General features: G+C 73.3%; 14 protein-coding genes. 5 read left to right on the top strand and 9 right to left on the bottom strand.

Translation table 11 applies throughout. The features are described from left to right. Positions 1–26 precede the first annotated feature (26 nt). Positions 27–1,244 (top strand): phosphoserine phosphatase SerB, encoded by a 1,218-nt coding sequence (serB, locus tag ACRRSS_RS09795; RefSeq protein WP_435970825.1) that lies wholly within the window; start codon positions 27–29, stop codon positions 1,242–1,244. Positions 1,245–1,348: 104 nt separating this feature from the next. Here serB and ACRRSS_RS09790 read toward each other — a convergent pair whose 3' ends face one another. The 4 genes from ACRRSS_RS09790 to ACRRSS_RS09775 all read right to left on the bottom strand — a co-directional run bounded on the left by ACRRSS_RS09790 (position 1,349) and on the right by ACRRSS_RS09775 (position 3,747). After that, a complete protein-coding gene (locus ACRRSS_RS09790; RefSeq protein WP_435970824.1) occupies positions 1,349–1,867 on the bottom strand; it encodes a SixA phosphatase family protein in 519 nt (172 codons plus the stop codon). Between the two features lie 35 nt (positions 1,868–1,902). Next, positions 1,903–2,106, bottom strand: coding sequence for a hypothetical protein (locus ACRRSS_RS09785; RefSeq protein ID WP_435970823.1), 204 nt, complete (start codon positions 2,104–2,106; stop codon positions 1,903–1,905). 184 nt (positions 2,107–2,290) lie between these two features. Further along, positions 2,291–2,407: an SGM_5486 family transporter-associated protein gene (locus ACRRSS_RS09780; RefSeq protein WP_351909772.1), complete on the bottom strand. Its 117-nt coding sequence runs from the start codon at positions 2,405–2,407 to the stop codon at positions 2,291–2,293. A gap of 17 nt (positions 2,408–2,424) precedes the next feature. Continuing rightward, a complete protein-coding gene (locus ACRRSS_RS09775) occupies positions 2,425–3,747 on the bottom strand; it encodes a CynX/NimT family MFS transporter (RefSeq protein WP_435970822.1) in 1,323 nt (440 codons plus the stop codon). Positions 3,748–3,816: 69 nt separating this feature from the next. On the opposite strand from ACRRSS_RS09775, the gene ACRRSS_RS09770 reads away from it, so the two are divergent. Next, entirely contained in the window at positions 3,817–4,530 is a 714-nt protein-coding gene (locus tag ACRRSS_RS09770) for a FadR/GntR family transcriptional regulator (protein WP_435970821.1), read from the top strand. Here ACRRSS_RS09770 and ACRRSS_RS09765 read toward each other — a convergent pair. From ACRRSS_RS09765 to ACRRSS_RS09745, 5 genes are all read right to left on the bottom strand, one after another. Continuing rightward, entirely contained in the window at positions 4,475–4,885 is a 411-nt protein-coding gene (locus ACRRSS_RS09765) for a hypothetical protein (protein WP_435970820.1), read from the bottom strand. The genes ACRRSS_RS09770 and ACRRSS_RS09765 overlap by 56 nt on opposite strands. 161 nt (positions 4,886–5,046) lie before the next feature. Next, positions 5,047–5,823 carry an enoyl-ACP reductase FabI gene (gene fabI, locus ACRRSS_RS09760; RefSeq protein ID WP_351909764.1) on the bottom strand — a complete coding sequence of 259 codons (777 nt, stop codon included), beginning with the start codon at positions 5,821–5,823 and terminating at the stop codon, positions 5,047–5,049. A 5-nt stretch (positions 5,824–5,828) separates the two neighbouring features. After that, the gene (gene fabG, locus ACRRSS_RS09755; protein WP_435970819.1) at positions 5,829–6,533 is read right to left on the bottom strand and encodes a 3-oxoacyl-[acyl-carrier-protein] reductase; all 705 of its coding nucleotides are present in this window, start codon (positions 6,531–6,533) and stop codon (positions 5,829–5,831) included. 190 nt (positions 6,534–6,723) lie between these two features. Beyond that, positions 6,724–8,466: a hypothetical protein gene (locus ACRRSS_RS09750; RefSeq protein ID WP_435970818.1), complete on the bottom strand. Its 1,743-nt coding sequence runs from the start codon at positions 8,464–8,466 to the stop codon at positions 6,724–6,726. 94 nt (positions 8,467–8,560) lie between these two features. After that, entirely contained in the window at positions 8,561–14,749 is a 6,189-nt protein-coding gene (locus tag ACRRSS_RS09745; RefSeq protein ID WP_435970817.1) for a hypothetical protein, read from the bottom strand. Between the two features lie 200 nt (positions 14,750–14,949). Between ACRRSS_RS09745 and ACRRSS_RS09740 the strand changes: the two genes are divergently transcribed. The 3 genes from ACRRSS_RS09740 to tyrS all read left to right on the top strand — a co-directional run bounded on the left by ACRRSS_RS09740 (position 14,950) and on the right by tyrS (position 19,354). Beyond that, complete coding sequence (locus ACRRSS_RS09740) at positions 14,950–16,473, top strand: TldD/PmbA family protein (RefSeq protein ID WP_435970816.1); 1,524 nt, start codon at positions 14,950–14,952, stop codon at positions 16,471–16,473. A 168-nt stretch (positions 16,474–16,641) separates the two neighbouring features. Further along, the gene (locus tag ACRRSS_RS09735) at positions 16,642–18,033 is read left to right on the top strand and encodes a metallopeptidase TldD-related protein (protein ID WP_435970815.1); all 1,392 of its coding nucleotides are present in this window, start codon (positions 16,642–16,644) and stop codon (positions 18,031–18,033) included. A 52-nt stretch (positions 18,034–18,085) separates the two neighbouring features. Next, positions 18,086–19,354, top strand: coding sequence for a tyrosine--tRNA ligase (gene tyrS, locus ACRRSS_RS09730; protein ID WP_435970814.1), 1,269 nt, complete (start codon positions 18,086–18,088; stop codon positions 19,352–19,354). Positions 19,355–19,406 lie beyond the last annotated feature (52 nt).

Genomic DNA, 19,406 nt, shown 5'->3' with positions numbered 1-19,406 from the left:
GCGGTGCCCGATACGGTGGAACCACCATGAGCGCATCGCAGACCTCAGACGTTCCCACCCTTCTCGTCAAGATCTTCGGGAAGGACCGTCCCGGGATCACCGCGGGACTCTTCGACACCCTCGCCGCCTACTCCGTCGACGTCGTGGACATCGAGCAGGTGGTCTCCCGCGGCCGCCTCGTCCTGTGCGCGCTCGTCACGCAGCCGACCGTCGCCTCGCAGGGCGAGCTGCGGGCCACCGTGCACAGCTGGGCCGAGTCGCTGAAGCTGCAGGCCGAGATCATCTCCGGCACGGGCGACAACCGGCCCCGTGGTGAGGGGCGCTCGCACGTCACCGTGCTCGGCCACCCGCTCACGGCCGAGCAGACGGCGGCCATAGCGGCCAGGATCGCGGAGGCCGGCGGCAACATCGACCGCATCTTCCGGCTGGCGAAGTACCCGGTCACGGCCGTCGAGTTCGCCGTCTCCGGCTGCGAGACCGAGCCGCTGCGGACCTCGCTCGCCACCCAGGCCCACGCCATCGGCGTCGACGTGGCCGTGGTCTCCGCCGGGCTGCACCGGCGGGCCCAGCGGCTCGTCGTCATGGACGTCGACTCCACTCTGATCCAGGACGAGGTGATCGAGCTCTTCGCCGCGCACGCGGGGTGCGAGGACAAGGTCGCCGAGGTGACGGCGGCCGCGATGCGCGGTGAGCTGGACTTCGAGCAGTCGCTGCACGCGCGCGTGGAGCTGCTCGCCGGGCTCGACGCCTCGGTGGTCGACAAGGTCCGCGCCGAGGTGCGGATGACCCCGGGGGCCCGGACCCTGATCCGTACGCTCAAGCGGCTCGGCTACCAGGTGGGTGTCGTCTCCGGCGGGTTCACTCAGGTCACGGACGATCTGAAGGAACGGCTCGGGCTCGACTTCGCCTCGGCCAACACCCTGGAGATCGTGGACGGGAAGCTGACCGGCCGGGTCACCGGCGAGATCGTGGACCGGGCGGGCAAGGCGCGGCTGCTGCGCCGGTTCGCGGCGGAGGCGGGTGTGCCGCTGTCGCAGACCGTGGCGATCGGCGACGGTGCCAACGACCTCGACATGCTGAACACGGCCGGGCTCGGTGTGGCCTTCAACGCCAAGCCGGTGGTGCGCCAGGCCGCCGACACCGCGGTGAACGTGCCGTTCCTGGACACCGTCCTCTATCTCCTGGGGATCACCCGCGAGGAGGTCGAGGCCGCGGACGGCGGCGAAGAGGACCTGCTGCACTGAGCGGTGGCGGAGCCCGTACGGCGAAGGGCCCGGTCGTCAGGTGACGGCCGGGCCTTCCGCGTACGGATCGGGCGTGCGGACCGGCGGGCCGGTCGGTGTGCGGATCAGTCGTGCGGGGTCCAGAACTCGTCGAGCCGGGCGACGCCGTGCTCCAGGGACTTCCATGAGCCGGTGAAGGTGAGGACGGCGAAGGCGGAGGTCGGGAAGCCGCTGCGGTTCACCCGGGCCAGGAGGTCGCCCTCGGCCTCGCCCGCGAGGGCGTCGGTGAGCGCGTGCATCCCGGGGTTGTGGCCGATCACCAGGACGTCGGAGACGTCTTCCGAGGTCTCGTTGAGCAGGGCGATGAGCTCGCCGAGCGAGGCCTCGTAGAGCCGGTCCTCGTACACGGTCTTGGGGCGCTGCGGCAGTTCCTGCACGGCCAGCTTCCAGGTCTCGCGCGTCCTGGCGGCGGTCGAGCAGAGGGCCAGGTCGAAGGCGATGCCGGTCCCGGCGAGCCTGCGGCCCGCCACGGGGGCGTCCGCGCGGCCCCGCTCGGCGAGGGGTCGCTCGTGGTCGGACTCCTGGTTCCAGTCCGCCTTGGCGTGTCGGAGCAGCACGATCCTGCGAGGTGTTTCGACGCTCATGGTTCTCAGCTTCGCACGAAACGGGCGGCGCCGACTCAGAGAGGGAACGTTTGCCGGACCTGCTCCACGACCCCGCCGACCCCGGCTTCACCCAGGGACGCGGTGGCCCCACCGGGCCCGGTCATGAGCAGCAGGAGGGCGACGAACGCTGCCGCCGGGAGGGCGAGGGCCCACCAGGGCAGCCTGGTGTCGACGCCGGTCGCGCGGGGTCCGACGCGGGTGTACGTGCGGGCCGTCATGACCGCCTCCGTGGGTGTGGGCTCCGTTTTCCCTGGTGTCTCCAACCTAGGGATCGCGGGCCCCCCGGCCCATCCGGTGATCCACCCACTTGACCCTGACACCCGCCCCCTAGGGGATGCGGGGGTTACCCCTACCGGGGGCCGGGGTGCCCGGGGTCCAGGAGGCTCAGGAGGTTCAGGAGGTTCACGGAGAGGCGATCGAGGCGATGACGGCGATGACGACCGTGATGCCCATCATCGCGCCGAAGACGATGAGCAGCTTCTTCTGGCCGTTCGGGGGGTTGGGTTCGAGAACTGGCATGGGAGCAGTCTCGCATCTCAGCATTCGTCCTCGACCGTCCGGTCCCTGCCCGCGAGGGTGCCGACGATCATCTGCGGCACCATGAGGCCGCCCATGAGCGCGATCGGCACTCCCCAGCCGCCGCTGTGCTGGTAGAGCATGCCGACGAGGAGGGGGCCGGGGATGGAGATGAGGTAGCCGACGCTCTGCGCGAAGGCGGAGAGCCGGACGACTCCGGCGCCGGTGCGCGAGCGCATGCCGATCATCGTGAGGGCGAGCGGGAAGGAGCAGTTGGAGACGCCGAGCAGCAGCGCCCAGACCCAGGCTCCGGCGGCGGGGGCGAGGAGGAGGCCGGTGTAGCCGGTGAGGCCGCACAGGCCGAGGGCGACGACGATCGGGCCCTGGTTCCTCATCCGGGTGGCGAGCCGGGGGATCACGAAGGCGAGCGGCACGCCCATGACCATGGTGACGGCGAGGAGCACGCCCGCGGTGGAGGCGGGGACGCCGGCGTCGCGGAAGATCTGCGGCATCCAGCCCATGGTGATGTAGGCACCGGTGGCCTGGAGGCCGAAGAAGCAGGCGAGGGCCCAGGCGGTGCGGCTGCGGGAGACCCGGGGCGCGGCGGCGGTCCCGGCCGGGGCGGTGGTCGTCGTCCCGCCTCCCGTGGCGGCCCGGTCGCGGTCGCGTACCAGCGGGATCCAGGGCAGTACGGCCAGCGCGGCGATGGCCGCCCAGACGCCGAGGCCGACGCGCCAGTCGCCGCCGAGGGCGTCGGTCATCGGGACGGTCACGGCCGCGGCGAGCGAGGTGCCCAGGGCGAGCGCCATGGAGTAGAGGCCGGTCATGCTGCCGACGCGGTCGGGGAAGTACCGCTTGACGATGACCGGCATCAGGACGTTGCTGACGGCGATGCCCATGAGGGCGAGGGCGCTGGCGGCGAGGAAGCCGACGGTGCCGCCGGCGAAGGGGCGCAGGACGAGGCCCGTGAAGATCGCGGCCATGCCCGCGCAGACGACGGCGGCGGGGCCGAAGCGGCGGGCGAGGCGGGGGGCAGTGATGCCGAAGACCGCGAAGCAGAGCGGCGGTACGGAGGTGAGGACTCCGGCGACGGTGCCGCTCATGTGGAGGCCTCCGCTGACCTCTTCGAGGAGGGCGCCGAGGCTGGTGATGGCGGGGCGCAGGTTGAGCGCGGCCAGGACGAGTCCGACGGTGACGAGGCCGAGGGTCCAGCGGTGCGTGCGGCCGGGTGCGGGAGAATCTCCGGCGGTGGCGGCCGTTCCGGTCGGCGCCGTGGTGGTCGCCGGGGCGGTGGTCCGTGCCGGTCGTACGGCGGGGTCGAGGGTCTTCGGCTCGTCAGGCATGAGGCCATCATAGAATCATGGGATGATTGATTGTCCAATCCCGTACGAGAACGAAGGGGAAGGTGCTCCATGGCCCTCGGTCACCCCCGGCGCGCAGGTCTCTCCGACCAGGTGATCGCCGAGCTGCGGAACCAGATCACCTCCGGCGAGTGGCCGGTCGGTTCCCGCATCCCGACCGAACCAGAGCTGGTCGAGCAGCTGGGCGTGGCCCGCAACACCGTGCGCGAGGCCGTCCGGGCGCTCGCGCACAACGGGCTGCTCGACATCCGCCAGGGCTCCGGCACGTACGTCATCGCCACCAGCGAGCTGGCCGGTGTCATGCACCGGCGTTTCGCGGGCTCCGACCCCCGGCACGTGGCCGAGCTGCGCTCGACCCTGGAGTCCGCCGCGGCACGGTTCGCCGCCGCCCGGCGCACCGAGCGGGACCTGAAGCAGCTCGACGCCCTGCTCGTACGGCGCGAGGAGGCGTGGGAGTCCGGCGACGCGGAGCGGTTCGTGACCGTCGACGCGGCCTTCCACCACGCGGTCGTCGCCGCCTCGGGCAACGAGGTGCTCACGGAGCTCTACGCGGACCTCGGCGATCTGCTGCGGGAGTGGCTGCGGGACGACGTGGGGCAGGTGCTGCGGCCCGAGAACCACATGGACCACGCGCGCCTCGTGGACGCGATCCGGGACGGCGACGCCGAGCGGGCCGGGACGGAGGCGGCCGGCTACCCCTTCCTGTGCCTCAGGAGCCCCGTACCGGAGCCGGCTCGGGAGCCCGGTCCGCCGGCTGGTGCGTGACCCAGGCGGACCGGACCTCCTTCCAGCAGCGGCCGGTGAGCTTGCCGTAGTCGGCGGGGGCGACGTCCACGGGGGCGCTGTCGGAGTCGACGTCCCACCAGCGCTCGCACTCGACGTGGAGGCGGACCCGGTCGGTGCGCGGGTACGGGTTCTGGCAGTGGGCGGTGACGGTGGAGCCCCGCACCACCGTGCGGCAGGAGGCGCCGAAGTTCTCCGGCTCCCCGGTCGCCGGGGCGGAGGCGGGGAGCTCCTCGGCCGGGGCGGGGGCGGCCCGCACCTCGGCGGCGACGGCTATCCCGGTGAGCAGTACGGCGACGGAGGCGAAGGCGCCGAGTCCGTGACGTATCGCGCGCATGCCCGTACCTCCTCCCCGTCAGCAGCAGGAACCTCACGCTCTGCCCCAGTCTGGGGTTGTTCGCGCTACTTTTCGAGTCGGGCAGGAGTTGCGGAACGGCGAGGGCCGTGTGCCGCCCCCGAGGGGGTGGCACACGGCCCTTCGAATGCTGTGGGAAGCGGTTACGCGCCGATCGCGTGCAGACCGCCGTCGACGTGGACGATCTCGCCCGTCGTCTTCGGGAACCAGTCGGAGAGCAGCGCCACGACGCCCTTGCCCGCCGGCTCCGGGTCGGCCAGGTTCCACTCCAGCGGGGAACGGCTGTCCCACACCGCGGCCAGTTCGCTGAAGCCCGGGATGGACTTGGCGGCCATGGAGCCGATCGGGCCCGCCGAGATCAGGTTGCAGCGGATGTTCTGCTTGCCCAGGTCGCGGGCCATGTAACGGCTGGTGGCCTCCAGGGCGGCCTTGGCCGGGCCCATCCAGTCGTACTGCGGCCAGGCGTACTGCGCGTCGAAGGTGAGGCCGACGACCGAGCCGCCCTCCGTCATCAGCGGCAGCAGCGACGTCGTCAGCGACTTCAGCGAGAAGGCGGAGACGTGCATGGCCGTGGCGACCGACTCGAACGGCGTGTTGAGGAAGTTGCCGCCGAGCGCGTCCTGCGGGGCGAACCCGATGGAGTGCACGATGCCGTCGAGACGGTCACCGAGGTGCTCGCGGACCTGGCCCTCCAGACGCGCGAGGTGCTCGTCGTTGGAGACGTCCAGTTCGAGGACCTTGACGTTCTCGGGCTTGGGGAGCTTCTTGGCGATGCGCTCCGTCAGGGACGGCCGCGGCCAGGCGGTGAGGATGATCTCCGCACCCTGCTCCTGGGCCAGCTTCGCGGTGTGGAAGGCGATGGAGGACTCCATCAGCACACCGGTGATCAGGATGCGCTTGCCCTCGAGAATTCCGCTCATGGTGATCAGTGACCCATGCCCAATCCGCCGTCAACCGGGATGACGGCTCCAGTGATGTACGAGGCGTCGTCGGAGGCGAGGAACCTCACCGCGGCGGCGATCTCCTCGGGCTGCGCGTAGCGGCCCAGCGGCACCTGCGACACGATGCCCGCGCGCTGCTCGTCGGTGAGCACCGCGGTCATGTCGGTGTCGACGAAGCCGGGGGCGACGACGTTGAAGGTGATGTTGCGGGAGCCCAGCTCACGTGCGAGGGAGCGGGCGAAGCCCACCAGACCGGCCTTGGAGGCGGCGTAGTTGGCCTGACCGGCCGAACCGAGCAGACCGACGACCGAGGAGATCAGGACGACGCGGCCCTTCTTGGCGCGCAGCATCCCGCGGTTGGCACGCTTGACGACCCGGAAGGTGCCGGTGAGGTTGGTGTCGACGACGGACGTGAAGTCCTCCTCCGACATGCGCATGAGGAGCTGGTCCTTCGTCACACCGGCGTTGGCCACGAGGACCTCGACCGGACCGTGCTTGTCCTCGATCTCCTTGTACGCCTGATCCACCTGCTCGCCGTCGGTGATGTCGCACCTGACGGCCAGGAAGCCCTCGGGCGGCTCGCCGGAGCGGTACGTGATCGCGACCTTGTCGCCGGCCTCGGCGAACGCGCGGGCGATGGCGAGGCCGATGCCCCGGTTTCCTCCGGTGACGAGAACCGAGCGGCTCAACGGATCACCCTTTCGATAGCGGTCTGATAGCCGAAAACCTATCGGTATAGACCTCCGCATGAGGAATCGACCTCCGACAGTGGCATACCGGTGTCACTGTCGGGTCCCTACAGCTCGGGGTCGCCGAGCGGGCGCCCTTCACCGTCCCGGGGACGGCCGTGCGGCGCCCCTGACGTGGCCCTCTGCGGCTCTAGGAGGCCCTCAGGTCCGCCTGGGAGAGTTCGGCGCACAGCTCGTCGAGTGTCCGGTCGTACAGCACGGACCGGTGGGCGAGCACGTTCCGCGCGGTGACGAGGAGGCGCAGGAGGGCCGCGTCGCGCGGGGGCAGGGAGAGCGCTCCGCTGATGTGGGCGCGCAGCAGCTCGCCCACCTGGAGTTCCAGGAAGGCCCGTTCCGGGTCGCCGCCGGCATGGGCGGGGGGACGGTCGGCGTAGTCGGCGACGAGGGTGGCCACCGGGCGGTTGAGGTGACCGAGCGCCCGTACGGCGAGGCGCTGCCGGGCCTCCTCGATCCACGGTGTCAGGACGCGCTGCTGCGCCTGGGAGACCAGCGCGGCGAGCCGGGCCCGCGCGTCGCCGTCTGGGGCGGGGCGCGGAGCGGCCGTGGGGCCTGTGGGGGCCGGAGGACCCCCGAGCGCCGTGGGGGCTGTGGGGGCTGTGGGCGCCGTGGGATGCCAGACGCCGACGTGCGCGCGGAGTCTTCCCTCCCAGGAGACGACGGCGCCCCCGGCCCACGCCTGGCGGAGTTCGGGGCCCGGCCGGAGCAGGGCTCCGATCCGGCGCAGCGGCGGGCAGTCGGCCGGACCGGGGCGCGGCGACGCCGCCAGGCAGCGTCCGAGGACCGCGCCGAGGGTGTGCTGGGCTCCGTCCCACTCCTGGGCGAGCAGCCGGGCGAGCTCCAGGTCGGGGCCGCAGACCTCGACCACGGTCTCGGACCGCACGGCGCGGCGGATGCGCTCGGCGAGCGGGTCGCGGTCGCGGCCGGAGGTGTCGGGCCCTCGGTCGAGGACCGGCGCGACGGCGGTGGCGGTGTCGAGCCTGCCGAGCACGCCCCACCACCAGTGCACGGCGGTGTCGCCGAGGCCGTGCCGGAGCTCGTCCGGGAGCGATTCCGGCAGGTCGCGGAGGCGGGCGACGACGAGGAGGCGGGGGCGCTCGCCCGGGGGGAGTCCGGCGTCCTTGACGGCGGCGGCGAGGAGGCGGAACAGCCGCTCGACGGCGGCGCCGCGCGGGACAGCGGCGCCGCGCGGGACGGCGGCGGCAGGCGGGACGGCGGCGCCAGACGTACGCGCGCCCGTGGCCGTGCCCGTGCCCGTGGCCGTACCGGCTCCCGTACGCGCGCCCGTGCCCGTACCGCTGTCGTGGTCCTCCTCCGTCCACGCGCGGATGCCGACGACCGGGCGGCGGTCGCGGTCGGGGGCGACCAGGGCGGCGACCGCCTCGTCGGCGTCGACGGAGAGTTCCTTGCCGAGGCGGGCGAGGAGGCCGTGCGGGTCGTGACGCGGGCCGGCGGGCTCCCCGCGGGGTGCCGGCACGCGGGGCCGGCGGTCCTCCAGGGCCCAGCCGAGGTCGAGGTCGAAGCCGTCGTCGGGCAGGTCGAGGTAGGGCAGTTCGTCGGTGTCCGGCCACGCGCCGCCGTCCGCCCACGCGTCGGTGTCCGCCGCGTCCGGCCCGGGTTCCTCCCCTGGATCCCCTTGAACCCCTGCCTCCCCTGCCTCTTCCTCCACTTCCTCCACGCGCGCGCGTGCGGAGGCCGGGGCGGGTACGTCGACGCGTACCGGACTCCCGGACAGCGCCCCCCGGTACAGCTCGTCCGCGAGCCCCGACTCCACCAGGGCGTCGGTGACCAGCCAGAGGCAGTTGCGCCCGGCGGCGAGGTCGGCGACGACCCCGCGCAACTGGGCCCGTACGCCCGGCAGATCGCCCGGAGGCACGACGGGTGCCGCCGGGCGGGCCGGTGCACTCGGGCGGCCCGCCGGAGTCCCCGTCCGCGCCGGCGGCCCGGGGCGCGCCGGTGTCCCCGTCACCTCACTTCTCCCCGGCGGACGCCCGCGACCGCACCGCGCGGTACGTGACCGGTTCCACCGCGAAGCCCTCGGGCGTCTCGTCGAGCACGCCGAGCCGGCCCAGGTGCTGCAGCCAGGCGTCGGTCTCCGCGTCGGAGCGTTCGATCGCCGCCCCCACGTCGTCGCGGGGCACGCCCTGCCCCTCCCCCACGTAGCCCGTCCAGGCCACCAGGAGGTCCAGGTCCCGGGCGTCGAGTCCGGAGAGGCGCAGGTGCTCCTCGATGTTGCGGGGGCTGGCGATGAGGGCACGTATCCGCTCGACGGCGTTGTCCAGGGTCGCCCCGTGCACGGACACGTCCGTCACCGCCGCCTCCATCCAGCGGGGCCAGCCGCCGGTCGCGGCGACGAGCCGGTCGCGGTCCTCGCGGGACACGAAGGGGCACTCCGACCAGGCGCGCAGGGCGTCCGCCGTCCACCGCTCGGGGCGCAGCCACCGTACGGCCAGCTCCTCGTGCCCGTCGTCGGCGGCGAGTTCGGCGAGTCCGGCCGCGTCGGCGACGACCACCACGGAGCGGTTCTCGTTGCCGCCGCTGCGCCGCTCGGTCTGCCGGACGAGCCGGTCGGCGGCGGGTCCGGCGTGCACGAGCAGGGAGCGGACGGTCTCGCGCAGTGCGGCGGTGGCGGCGCCGCGCAGGTCGGCGATGATCACATGGGCCTTGCGGCGGCGGCTCTTGAGGAGGGCGGCCAGGTCTTCCCCGTGGGTGTACGGGACGACGTCGACGCCTCGGTTCTCGGCGAAGGCGGTGACCGCCCGGCGGACGAGCTCGGGCCGGTGGAGCGCGGTGGTGCCGATCAGGCTGACACCGGACTGGGCGGTCTCGTGGAGCTGTTCCTCGGTGAGCGGGCTGTAGGTCTGGACGCCCCGGGAGTCGCGTCCGAGGATGCGCCGGGCGGCGTGCGGGTTGTAGTCGTAGGGCAGGCCGAACTCGGTCTCGCGCAGTTCGAGTTCGAGCTCCTCGCGGGTGCCGAGCATGTTGACGACGTTGGGGCTGCGGACGGCGAAGCGGGAGCGGTCGCCGAGCTGGATGAGCAGGCCGAGGCCGACCATCTCGGTGAGGAAGATCTGCGCCTGCTTGGCGCTGAGCATCTCGAACCCCTCGGGCCAGGCCTCCCGGGCCTCCTGGAGGAGTTCGCCGGCGGAGTAGTCGCCGCGGTAGTTGTCCTTGAGGCTGTGCAGGGCTATGACCAGGGCGAGGACCCGGTAGCGGTCCTCCAGGTTGATGGTGAAGCGGAGCCGTTCGGCGATCTGGCGGCGGACGGTCTCCGAGGCGGCGATCTTCTGGACGTCGTCCTCGGTGATCCGGACCGGGTTCCCGGACCAGGTGTACGGGCGGTCGTGGAGGACGCGGACGAGTTCCCGGCAGAAGATCTGCACCAGGTTGGCCTGGTAGTTGGTGATGGCGAGGATCCGCCAGACCAGCTCGGGGCGTTCGAAGAAGTAGCCGAGCGCGGCCATGGGTTCGGTGACGAGCCGCACAGCGGCCTGGGTGCCGAGCGGTCCGACGAGGACGTCGGGGCCGCCGTGCACGGTGGAGACGTTGGAGAGGTGTCCGAAGCGCTGGACCTGGTGGAGACCCGCGAAGACGATCTTGAAGCGGCGTTCGGTCTGCTCCATCAGGCGCTGGAAGTGCATGACGTTGGGGAAGGTCGACTCGCTGCCGACGCGGTAGGCGCGGCGCGAGTCCGTGTTGAGGAAGGCGTCCGCCTCGTCCGCGAGGACCAGGATCCGCCGGGTGTCGTCGCCCTCCAGCCAGGACTGGATGTTGCGGACGACGACGTCGGGGTTTGCCTGCTCGGACATCTTGCTGTTGAAGACGCCCTTGCGCTTGAGGTCCTCGACCAGCCGGCTCCAGATCCGGTCGGGGGCCTCGGCGTGCCCGATCTCGGCCTTCAGCAGGTCGAGGTAGACGGCGACATGGGTGTCGGCGCGGCTCGGGAAGATCTCCGCGACCCGGCGCAGCAGCGCGGACTTGCCGAGCTGACGGCCCCCGTAGAGGAACATGCCGCCCTCGCGGCCCATGACCTCCCGCATCTCCTCGTCCCGGCCGTAGAACACCTCCGGCGGGACGAGGCCCGCGACGAACGGCGTGTACGGGTTGTACGCGGCCCAGGGCAGCGTCACGCGCTGCAGCGAGCGGAAGGAACCGGGGGCGCGGGCGGCCATCCAGCCCATCACCGCGGAGTCGACGACCAGCGCCTGCTGGGCGAAGGAGCGCGCGGACTCGGCGAGGCCCCGTCGTCCCTCCATGCCGAGTGGATGCAGGTAGAGCACGATGTTGGCTCCGACGTCGGCGTCCTCCAGGTGGGCGAGCGGGCCGTCGGCCGGCTGCTCCTCCCAGATCAGCAGGACGGTGTACGAGGAGGCCCGGGAGCCGAGCGCGGCGACGTACCCGGCGCGTTCGGCGACCCGCGCGCGCACCTTGAAGCGGCGCATGCCCTGACCGAGGGCGACCCGCTCGGCGGTGACCCGGCCCGGGGAGACGTCGAGGCCGAGGAGGCGCAGGAGCTGGGAGAGGTGCTGGGGCAGTTCGCCGCGGCGGCCCTGCGGGGAGCAGAGGGCCGCCCACGACTCCAGGCCGTTCCCGGCGGCCGGGGTGAGCGAGGACGCCGGGTCCCCGTAGTGCTTCGCCCACCAGTCGGCCTCGACGCCCTCGCCACCGGCCTTCGGGGCGTCGGGGGCGGTGACTCCGCCGAGGAAGGCCGTGAGTTCCGAGCCGTCGTCGTACCGGGCGCCCGGCTCCGGCAGTTGCGTGTGGCTCGTGGCGAGGGCGAGGAACTCCTGCGCGGTGACCGTGTCCCCCTCGTCGACGAGGCGGGCGATGCGGTCGTGGTCGGCGGTGGAGAGGGCCCGGTCCGGGCGGGAGCGCAGCTGGGCGAGGTCCTCGCGCAGCTGCCGCGTGTAGTCCGCGACGAGGGTGACGAGCTCCGCCTCCAGGGCGCGCAGCGAGTCCACGGCGAAGCGGTAGCGGCCCGACTCCTCGCCGTCGGCGAACTCCTGGAGCCTGCCCCCGAACTCCCTTTCCTGATCGGCCGAGAGCTGGTTGAGCGTCCGCATCTGGGCGAGCAGTCCGGCCGCCGCCCGGTGGTGCTCGGCGACCGCGCGCCGCCAGTCCTCGTGGCCCTGCGCGAGCCGTCGGGCCGCCGTCTCCCCCCACTCGGGGTCGGTGCAGCCGTACTCCTCCGGCTCGCTCTCGACCGCGGCGATCAGCGCCCTCGCGAGGTGCAGGTCGCCGTCGTCGAGGTAGCGGACGAGGGCGTACTCGGCGTCGGGGGGCGTCAGCAGCGCGGCGATCCGGCGGGCCGCACGGGGGTCGGCGAGGTCCGGGTCGCCCAGGGCGTCCCGGGGCAGGTCGGGCAGGCGGAGGAGGGAGTCGGCGGACGGGACGGGGCCGCCGTTCTCACGGAGCCGGTCGGCCGCGGCGTCCACGGACCGCACCTGCTCGCCGGTCAGCCAGCCGCGCAGCAGCGCGAGCGCCGCGCCCCCCGTGCCGGTCGGGGCGGGCTCGTCGGCGAGGTGCCGGAGCACCGAGGCCAGTTCGGGGATGCCCCGGTCGCTCACGCCCTGGTGCGGCCGGGCGGCGGCGTGGGCGGCCTCGGCGCGCATCAGGAGTTCGCCGACGGACCGGCAGGCGGTGTGCAGCTGCCGGAGCGCGCCGGCGGTGATCGGTTCCTTGGCCTGCTTCGACGTACGGAACAGGGCGTCCGTGTCCTCGATGACCCGGTCGATGTCCTCCGCCCGCCACAGCTGCTCGCCGAGGGCGCGGAAGCCGGGTGTGCCGGTGTACTGCGCCGGGCTCTGGCCGGACCACTCGATGACCTCGTTCAGCGCCTGGCGCACCGGGCCCGAGGGGCCGACGAGGTACTGGAGCACCTGGGACGCCCGCTGGTACTTCATCTTGCGGCGCGGCAGGTCGTCGAGGAGCTGCCGGGCGGTCAGGCCGATCTCCTCGCGGGTGGCGGCCTCCAGACCCTCGGCGCTGCCCTGGAGCATGCCGGGCTCGAAGGCGCGGCCGTCCCGGACGGCGGCGACGAGCACGGTGAGCAGCTGCTGCCAGGGGCCGGTCAGCCCGGACGGCATGACGAAACCGCTGACCAGACCGTGCGGCCAGCGGGCGGTGAGCCCGGTGCGCAGGGCGGCCGAGAGGGCCACGAGGTGGGCCTCCCGGTCCTGGGCGGCGAGCGCGGGGTCGAGCTCGTGCGCCATCTGTACGGGGGTGGCCTCGCTGTCCGAGACGCAGCCGAAGGCGGCGGCGGCGAAGGCGAGCGTCCGCGCCCGGACGTCGCTCTCGTGGGAGGCCACGGTCATCCAGTACGCCTCGGCGATCCGCCCGTCCCGCAGCAGCCTGGCGACGGGCGGCTCGCTGCCGGTGTCCCAGGGCGCGTACGGCTCCCAGTCGGGCGCGTCGACCCCGGACGGCCAGGGCTCGTCCTCGACGGGGAGGGGTGCGGGCGGGAGCGGGGCCGGGGAGGGGGCCTGGGCCTGGGCCGGGGAGGGGGCCTGGGCCTGGGCCGGGATGGAGGTGGGCGTTGCGGCGGGAGTCGGCTCGGCGGCGGGCGGTTCGGCGGCGGGCGCGGGGGTCGGGTCCGGGGCCGGGGTGGACGCCGTCGGCTGCGCCGACGGGGCCGGCAGGGGGGCCGGGGTGAGGAGCGGGGACGGCGGCGGGGGTTCCACCGCGCGGCGGACGGCCTCGATCGCGGACGCGCCGACCCGGGCCCGGCCGGTCATCGCGGTCGCGTCTCCGGTGCCGTGCTCGGTCCGTCCGGCCGGGGCCTCCTCCGGCGGGTCTCCGGCGTCGGCGGCCGACGCCCCGGGGGCCGGAGCCGCGTGCGCCGCGCCCTCACGGGACGCGCTCGCCGGGGCCGCACCCTCACCCGGCACGCTCGCCGGGGCCGCACCCTCACCCGGCACGCTCGCCGGGGCCGCACCCTCACCCGGCACGCTCGGCGGGGCCGTACCCTCACGCGTCACGGCCACCGCGGCCGCACCCTCACCCGGCGCGGTCTCCGGAGCCGTACCGCCGCGCGCCGTGTCCTCGGAGGCACCGAGTGCGCGCAGGTGTGTCTCGGCGCGGTGCAGGTGGCGGCGGAGGTCGGCGGCCTCCTCCTCGCCGTCGGCCAGTTCCAGGAGCTCGGCGTACCGGCTCGCCTTGCGGCGCAGGGCGCCGATCTGCTCGGCGCGTGCCTCCCGCAGGCGGGTCAACCCGGCTCCGGCGTCGGCGTACCCGAGGTCCGGTCCCCAGGTGAGCCCCTCGGCGGCGAGCGCCGCGGCGAGCCGCTCGCGCTCAGCCGTCCAGCCGGACACCCCGTCGCCCGGTGCGCCGGCGGGCAGGAGTCCGGTCTCCACGGCGTCCGCCGCCGCGCGCAGGACGGCGGCCAGCCGTTCGCCGTCCGCCTTCAGCCGGGCGAGCGTCGCGGGAAGGTCGGCCAGGGGTTCGGGTCCGGACACGGGAGCGGCCTCCACGGGGTGGGTCGTCGGCGCGTCGGCGTCCGTGCCGACGGCACCAGGGGCGGGCGGTGCGTCGAGGGCGTCGGCCGGTCGCCCGCCGGGTAAGGCCGGTAATGCCTCCGTCACCCCCGCGACCGCGGTCGCGGTCGTGGCCCCCGCCGTCTCCGCCGTCTCCAGGGCCCCGGGTGTCCCCGGTCCTCCCGAGGCCGTCTCCGCGGCTTCGAGGCGTGGGCCCGTCTCGTGGGCGTCGGGGGGCGGGGGGCTGTCGGCGGCGGCCTGCAACGCGGCCTCGTGGTCCCGCGCCAGCGGGCCCACCGGCAGTCGGCTCGTGCCGGGCAGGAGCATCCCGTAGAGGGCGCAGCGCGCGAGGGGCGGGTCGAGCACCGTGAGCATGGCGAGGAGTTCTTCGAGCGTGGGCTCCGTGAGGGCGCGCTGCGAGAAGCCGTACTCGGTGTGGAGCGCCTTCACCGCCCAGACGAGCCCGCAGGCGGTGATGCTCGTCAGCTGTCCCTGCTGGGCCTTGGCGAGGCGCACCCGCGCCGCGTGGAGTTCCCGCCGCGAGGGAGGGGAGGGGCGCAGGGGCCGGTCCGAGTTGTGGGCGTGTTTCTCGCCCCGTAGGCACGGGTGCCAGGTCAGCAGGGATTTGAGTGCGTCCTCGTCCAGCGACGACAGCCAGGACCTGACCCCGTTCACCCACCCGTGCATGGCGTGGATCATCTCATCCCATCAACACAGGGGCTATGCCTCTGCCTTATTCCGGTCGCTCAACGCGGTCTGGAGGGGGTCCTGTTGGCGCGGGTTACGCGGTGGGCGCACTTCAATGCGCCGCCTCGGCGACCCGTCCCGTGATTGACTTCCGGAACAGATCAACCGCCGCCTTCCGATCACCGAGAGCGAGGCCGCTCGTGGTCCATCAGATCGACCCTTCGTTCGTCGCGCTGCCCCTGCGGGCGCTCGCCGACGCCGCGCTCGCCCGAGCGCGCGCGCTCGGTGCCGAGCACGCGGACTTCCGCCTGGAGCGGGTGCGCAGCGCCGCGTGGCGGCTGCGCGACGCCAAGCCGTCCGGTTCCTCGGACACCACGGACCTCGGCTACGCGGTGCGGGTGGTGCACGGCGGTGCCTGGGGGTTCGCGTCGGGCGTCGACCTGACCATGGACGGGGCCGCGCGGGTCGCCTCGCAGGCGGTGGCCATGGCCAAGCTGTCGGCGAAGGTGATCGCGGCGGCCGGGTCGGAGGAACGCGTGGAGCTCGCCGACGAGCCGGTGCACGAGGAGCGCACCTGGGTCTCCTCGTACGAGATCGACCCCTTCTCCGTGCCCGCCGAGGAGAAGAGCGCGCTGCTCGCGGACTGGAGCGCGCGGCTGCTGCGCGCGGACGGCGTGGCGCACGTGGACGCCTCGCTGCTCACCGTCCACGAGAACAAGTTCTACGCGGACACGGCGGGGACGGTCACCACGCAGCAGCGGGTGCGGCTCCACCCGCAGCTGACGGCGGTCGCCGTCGACGGGACGACCGGCGAGTTCGACTCGATGCGGACGATCGCGCCGCCGGCCGGGCGGGGCTGGGAGTACCTGACCGGCACCGGCTGGGACTGGGACAGGGAGCTGGACGAGATCCCGGGGCTGCTCGCCGAGAAGATGCGGGCGCCGAGCGTGGAGGCGGGGCGGTACGACCTGGTCGTGGACCCGTCGAACCTCTGGCTGACCATTCACGAGTCGATCGGGCACGCCACCGAGCTGGACCGGGCCCTGGGGTACGAGGCCGCGTACGCGGGCACCTCCTTCGCCACCTTCGACCAGCTCGGCAAGCTGGCGTACGGCTCCTCGATCATGAACGTGACGGGGGACCGGACCGCCGAGCACGGGCTCGCGACCATCGGGTACGACGACGAGGGCGTCGCGGCGCAGAGCTGGGACCTGGTGAAGGACGGCACGCTCGTCGGTTACCAGCTGGACCGGCGGATCGCGAAGCTCACGGGCCTGGGCCGGTCGAACGGCTGCGCCCACGCGGACTCCCCCGCGCACGTGCCGGTGCAGCGGATGGCGAACGTGTCGCTCCAGCCGGACCCGGGCGGTCTGTCGACGGAGGACCTGATCGGGGGCGTGGAGCGCGGCATCTACGTGGTCGGCGACCGGTCCTGGTCGATCGACATGCAGCGCTACAACTTCCAGTTCACCGGGCAGCGCTTCTTCCGCATCGAGAACGGGCGGCTCGCCGGCCAGCTGCGGGACGTGGCCTACCAGGCGACGACCACCGACTTCTGGGGCTCGATGGAGCAGGTCGGCGGCCCGCAGACGTACGTCCTCGGTGGCGCGTTCAACTGCGGCAAGGCCCAGCCGGGTCAGGTCGCCGCGGTCTCCCACGGCTGCCCCTCCGCCCTCTTCCGGGGTGTCAACATTCTGAACACGACGCAGGAGGCCGGACGATGAGCAGCCGCTCCAGGATCTGCCGGGGGTCCGGGGGTCGCCCCCCGGGCAAGCACAGCCTGAACACGACGCAGGAGGCCGGACGATGAGCAGCCGCCCCACGATCTGCCGGGGGTCCGGGGGTCGCCCCCCGGGCAAGCACAGCCTGAACACGACGCAGGAGGCCGGACGATGAGCCGCGTCAGCAAGCCGTACGAGATCGTCGAGCGGGCCCTGGAGCTGTCCCGTGCCGACGGGTGTGTCGTCATCGCGGACGAGGAGTCCTCGGCCAACCTGCGCTGGGCGGGCAACGCGCTCACCACGAACGGTGTGACCCGGGGCCGTACGCTCACGGTCGTCGCGACCGTCGACGGCGCCCAGGGCACCGCCTCCGGTGTCGTCTCCCGGTCCGCCGTGACCGCCGACGACCTGGAGCCGCTGGTCCGGGCCGCCGAGGCCGCCGCCCGCGCCGCCGGGCCCGCCGAGGACGCCCAGCCGCTGGTGACGGACGTGCCGTCGTCCCCCGACTTCACGGACGCGCCCGCGGAGACCTCCTCCGCCGTGTTCGGTGACTTCGCCCCGGCGCTCGGCGAGGCCTTCGCCCGGGCCCGGGCCGGCGGCCGTGAGCTGTACGGCTTCGCCAACCACGAGCTGACCTCCACCTACCTGGGCACGTCCACGGGCCTGCGGCTCCGGCACGACCAGCCCAACGGGACCCTGGAGCTGAACGCCAAGTCCCCCGACCGGACGCGCTCCGCCTGGGCCGGGCGCTCGACGCGGGACTTCAAGGACGTCGACCCGGCGGCGCTCGACGCCGAGCTCGCGGTCCGCCTCGGCTGGGCGGAGCGCCGGATCGAGCTGCCCGCCGGGCGGTACGAGACGCTGCTGCCGCCGACGGCCGTGGCCGACCTGCTGATCTACCAGCTGTGGAACTCCACGGCCCGGGACGCGGTCGAGGGCCGCACGGTCTTCTCCAAGCCCGGCGGCGGCACCCGGCTCGGCGAGACCCTCTCCCCGCTGCCGCTGACCCTGCGCAGCGACCCGAACGAGCCGGGCCTGGAGTCCGCCCCCTTCGTGATCGCGCACTCCTCCGGCGACGACTCCTCCGTCTTCGACAACGGTCTGCCGATCGCGCCGACGGACTGGGTGCGGGACGGCAGGCTGGAGCGGCTGACCACCACCCGGCACACGGCGGCGCTCACCGGGCTGCCCGTGTCCCCCGGAGCGGGGAACCTGATCCTGGACGGCGGCGGCGAGCGCTCCCTGGAGGAGATGGTCGCCGCGACGGAGCGCGGACTGCTCCTCACCTGCCTCTGGTACATCCGCGAGGTCGACCCGGCGACGCTGCTGCTCACCGGTCTGACCCGGGACGGCGTCTACCTCGTCGAGAACGGCGAGGTCGTCGGCGAGGTGAACAACTTCCGGTTCAACGAGTCGCCGGTGGACCTGCTGTCGCGGGCCTCGGAGGCGGGCCGGACCGAGAAGACGCTGCCGCGCGAGTGGAGCGACTGGTTCACCCGGGCCGCGATGCCCGCCCTGCGGGTGCCCGACTTCAACATGAGCTCGGTCAGCAAGGGAGTCTGACCCACCTAGACTGGCCACGGCATCACCGCAATCAATCAAGGAGACGGACGACGTGACCGACATCGTCGACGAGCTGAAGTGGCGTGGGCTCTTCGCCCAGTCCACCGATGAGGACGCACTGCGCAAGGCTCTCGCGGACGGTCCCGTCACCTTCTATTGCGGTTTCGACCCGACCGCGGCCAGTCTCCACGTCGGCCACCTGGTCCAGGTCCTCACCGTCCGCCGGCTCCAGCAGGCCGGGCACCGGCCGCTGGCGCTGGTCGGCGGGGCCACCGGCCAGATCGGTGACCCGCGGCCGACGGCCGAGCGCACCCTGAACGACCCCGAGACGGTCGCGAACTGGGTGAACCGGCTGCGGACGCAGATCGAGCCGTTCCTCTCCTTCGAAGGGGAGAACGCGGCGGTCATGGTGAACAACCTGGACTGGACCGCCGGCCTGTCGGCGATCGAGTTCCTGCGGGACATCGGCAAGCACTTCCGGGTCAACAAGATGCTGACCAAGGACTCCGTCGCCCGGCGCCTGGAGTCCGAGCAGGGCATCAGCTACACCGAGTTCAGCTACCAGCTGCTCCAGGCCATGGACTTCCTGGAGCTGTACCGCCGCTACGGCTGCACGCTGCAGCAGGGCGGGTCGGACCAGTGGGGCAACCTGGTGGCCGGTCTCGACCTGATCCACCGCCTGGAGCCGGGTGTCGAGGCGCACGCGCTCGCGACCCCGCTGATGGTCAAGGCGGACGGCACCAAGTTCGGCAAGACCGAGGGCGGGGCCGTCTGGCTCGACCCGGAGATGACCACGCCGTACGCGTTCTACCAGTTCTGGCTGAACGTCGACGACCGGGACATCTCGACGTACATGCGGATCCTCTCCTTCAAGTCCCGCGAGGAGCTGGAGGCGCTGGAGGCGCAGACCGCCGAGCGGCCGCAGGCGCGTGCCGCCCAGCGCGCGCTGGCCGAGGAGCTGACCGCTCTGGTGCACGGCGCGGACCAGTGCGCGGCCGTCATCGACGCCTCCAAGGCGCTGTTCGGCCAGGGCGACCTGGCGGAGCTGGACGAGGCCACGCTGGCCGCCGCCCTGTCCGAGCTGCCGCACGCGCGCGTGACCGGGCTGGGCCAGGTCGTGGACCTGTTCACCGAGGTCGGGCTCGCGCCGAGCAGGTCGGGGGCGCGGCGCACGGTGAAGGAGGGCGGGGCGTACGTGAACAACGTGAAGGTCACCGCCGAGGACGCCGAGGTGTCCGCGGAGGAGCTGCTGCACGGCCGGTGGCTGGTGCTGCGGCGCGGCAAGAAGAACCTGGCGGCGATCGAGTTCGCCGGGGAGTGACCCCCGGCGGACCGGCCGGTCCGCGGAATCGCCGGAGGCCCGGTCCGACACC

Source organism: Streptomyces sp. Qhu_M48 (assembly GCF_051305195.1).
Taxonomy (GTDB): Bacteria; Actinomycetota; Actinomycetes; order Streptomycetales; family Streptomycetaceae; genus Streptomyces.
The sequence above is the reverse complement of the archived record's forward strand: the minus strand, read 5'-3'. Positions and strand labels throughout refer to the sequence as shown.

Excerpts from the sequence above, each read along its gene's own strand:
- ACRRSS_RS09745 (WP_435970817.1), bottom strand. The coding sequence starts at position 14,749 with ATGCACGGGTGGGTGAACGGGGTCAGGTCCTGGCTGTCGTCGCTGGAC.
- fabI (WP_351909764.1), bottom strand. The coding sequence starts at position 5,823 with ATGAGCGGAATTCTCGAGGGCAAGCGCATCCTGATCACCGGTGTGCTG.
- ACRRSS_RS09790 (WP_435970824.1), bottom strand. The coding sequence starts at position 1,867 with ATGAGCGTCGAAACACCTCGCAGGATCGTGCTGCTCCGACACGCCAAG.
- ACRRSS_RS09780 (WP_351909772.1), bottom strand. The coding sequence starts at position 2,407 with ATGCCAGTTCTCGAACCCAACCCCCCGAACGGCCAGAAGAAGCTGCTC.
- serB (WP_435970825.1), top strand. The coding sequence starts at position 27 with ATGAGCGCATCGCAGACCTCAGACGTTCCCACCCTTCTCGTCAAGATC.
- ACRRSS_RS09785 (WP_435970823.1), bottom strand. The coding sequence starts at position 2,106 with ATGACGGCCCGCACGTACACCCGCGTCGGACCCCGCGCGACCGGCGTC.
- ACRRSS_RS09765 (WP_435970820.1), bottom strand. The coding sequence starts at position 4,885 with ATGCGCGCGATACGTCACGGACTCGGCGCCTTCGCCTCCGTCGCCGTA.
- ACRRSS_RS09775 (WP_435970822.1), bottom strand. The coding sequence starts at position 3,747 with ATGCCTGACGAGCCGAAGACCCTCGACCCCGCCGTACGACCGGCACGG.
- ACRRSS_RS09770 (WP_435970821.1), top strand. The coding sequence starts at position 3,817 with ATGGCCCTCGGTCACCCCCGGCGCGCAGGTCTCTCCGACCAGGTGATC.
- ACRRSS_RS09735 (WP_435970815.1), top strand. The coding sequence starts at position 16,642 with ATGAGCCGCGTCAGCAAGCCGTACGAGATCGTCGAGCGGGCCCTGGAG.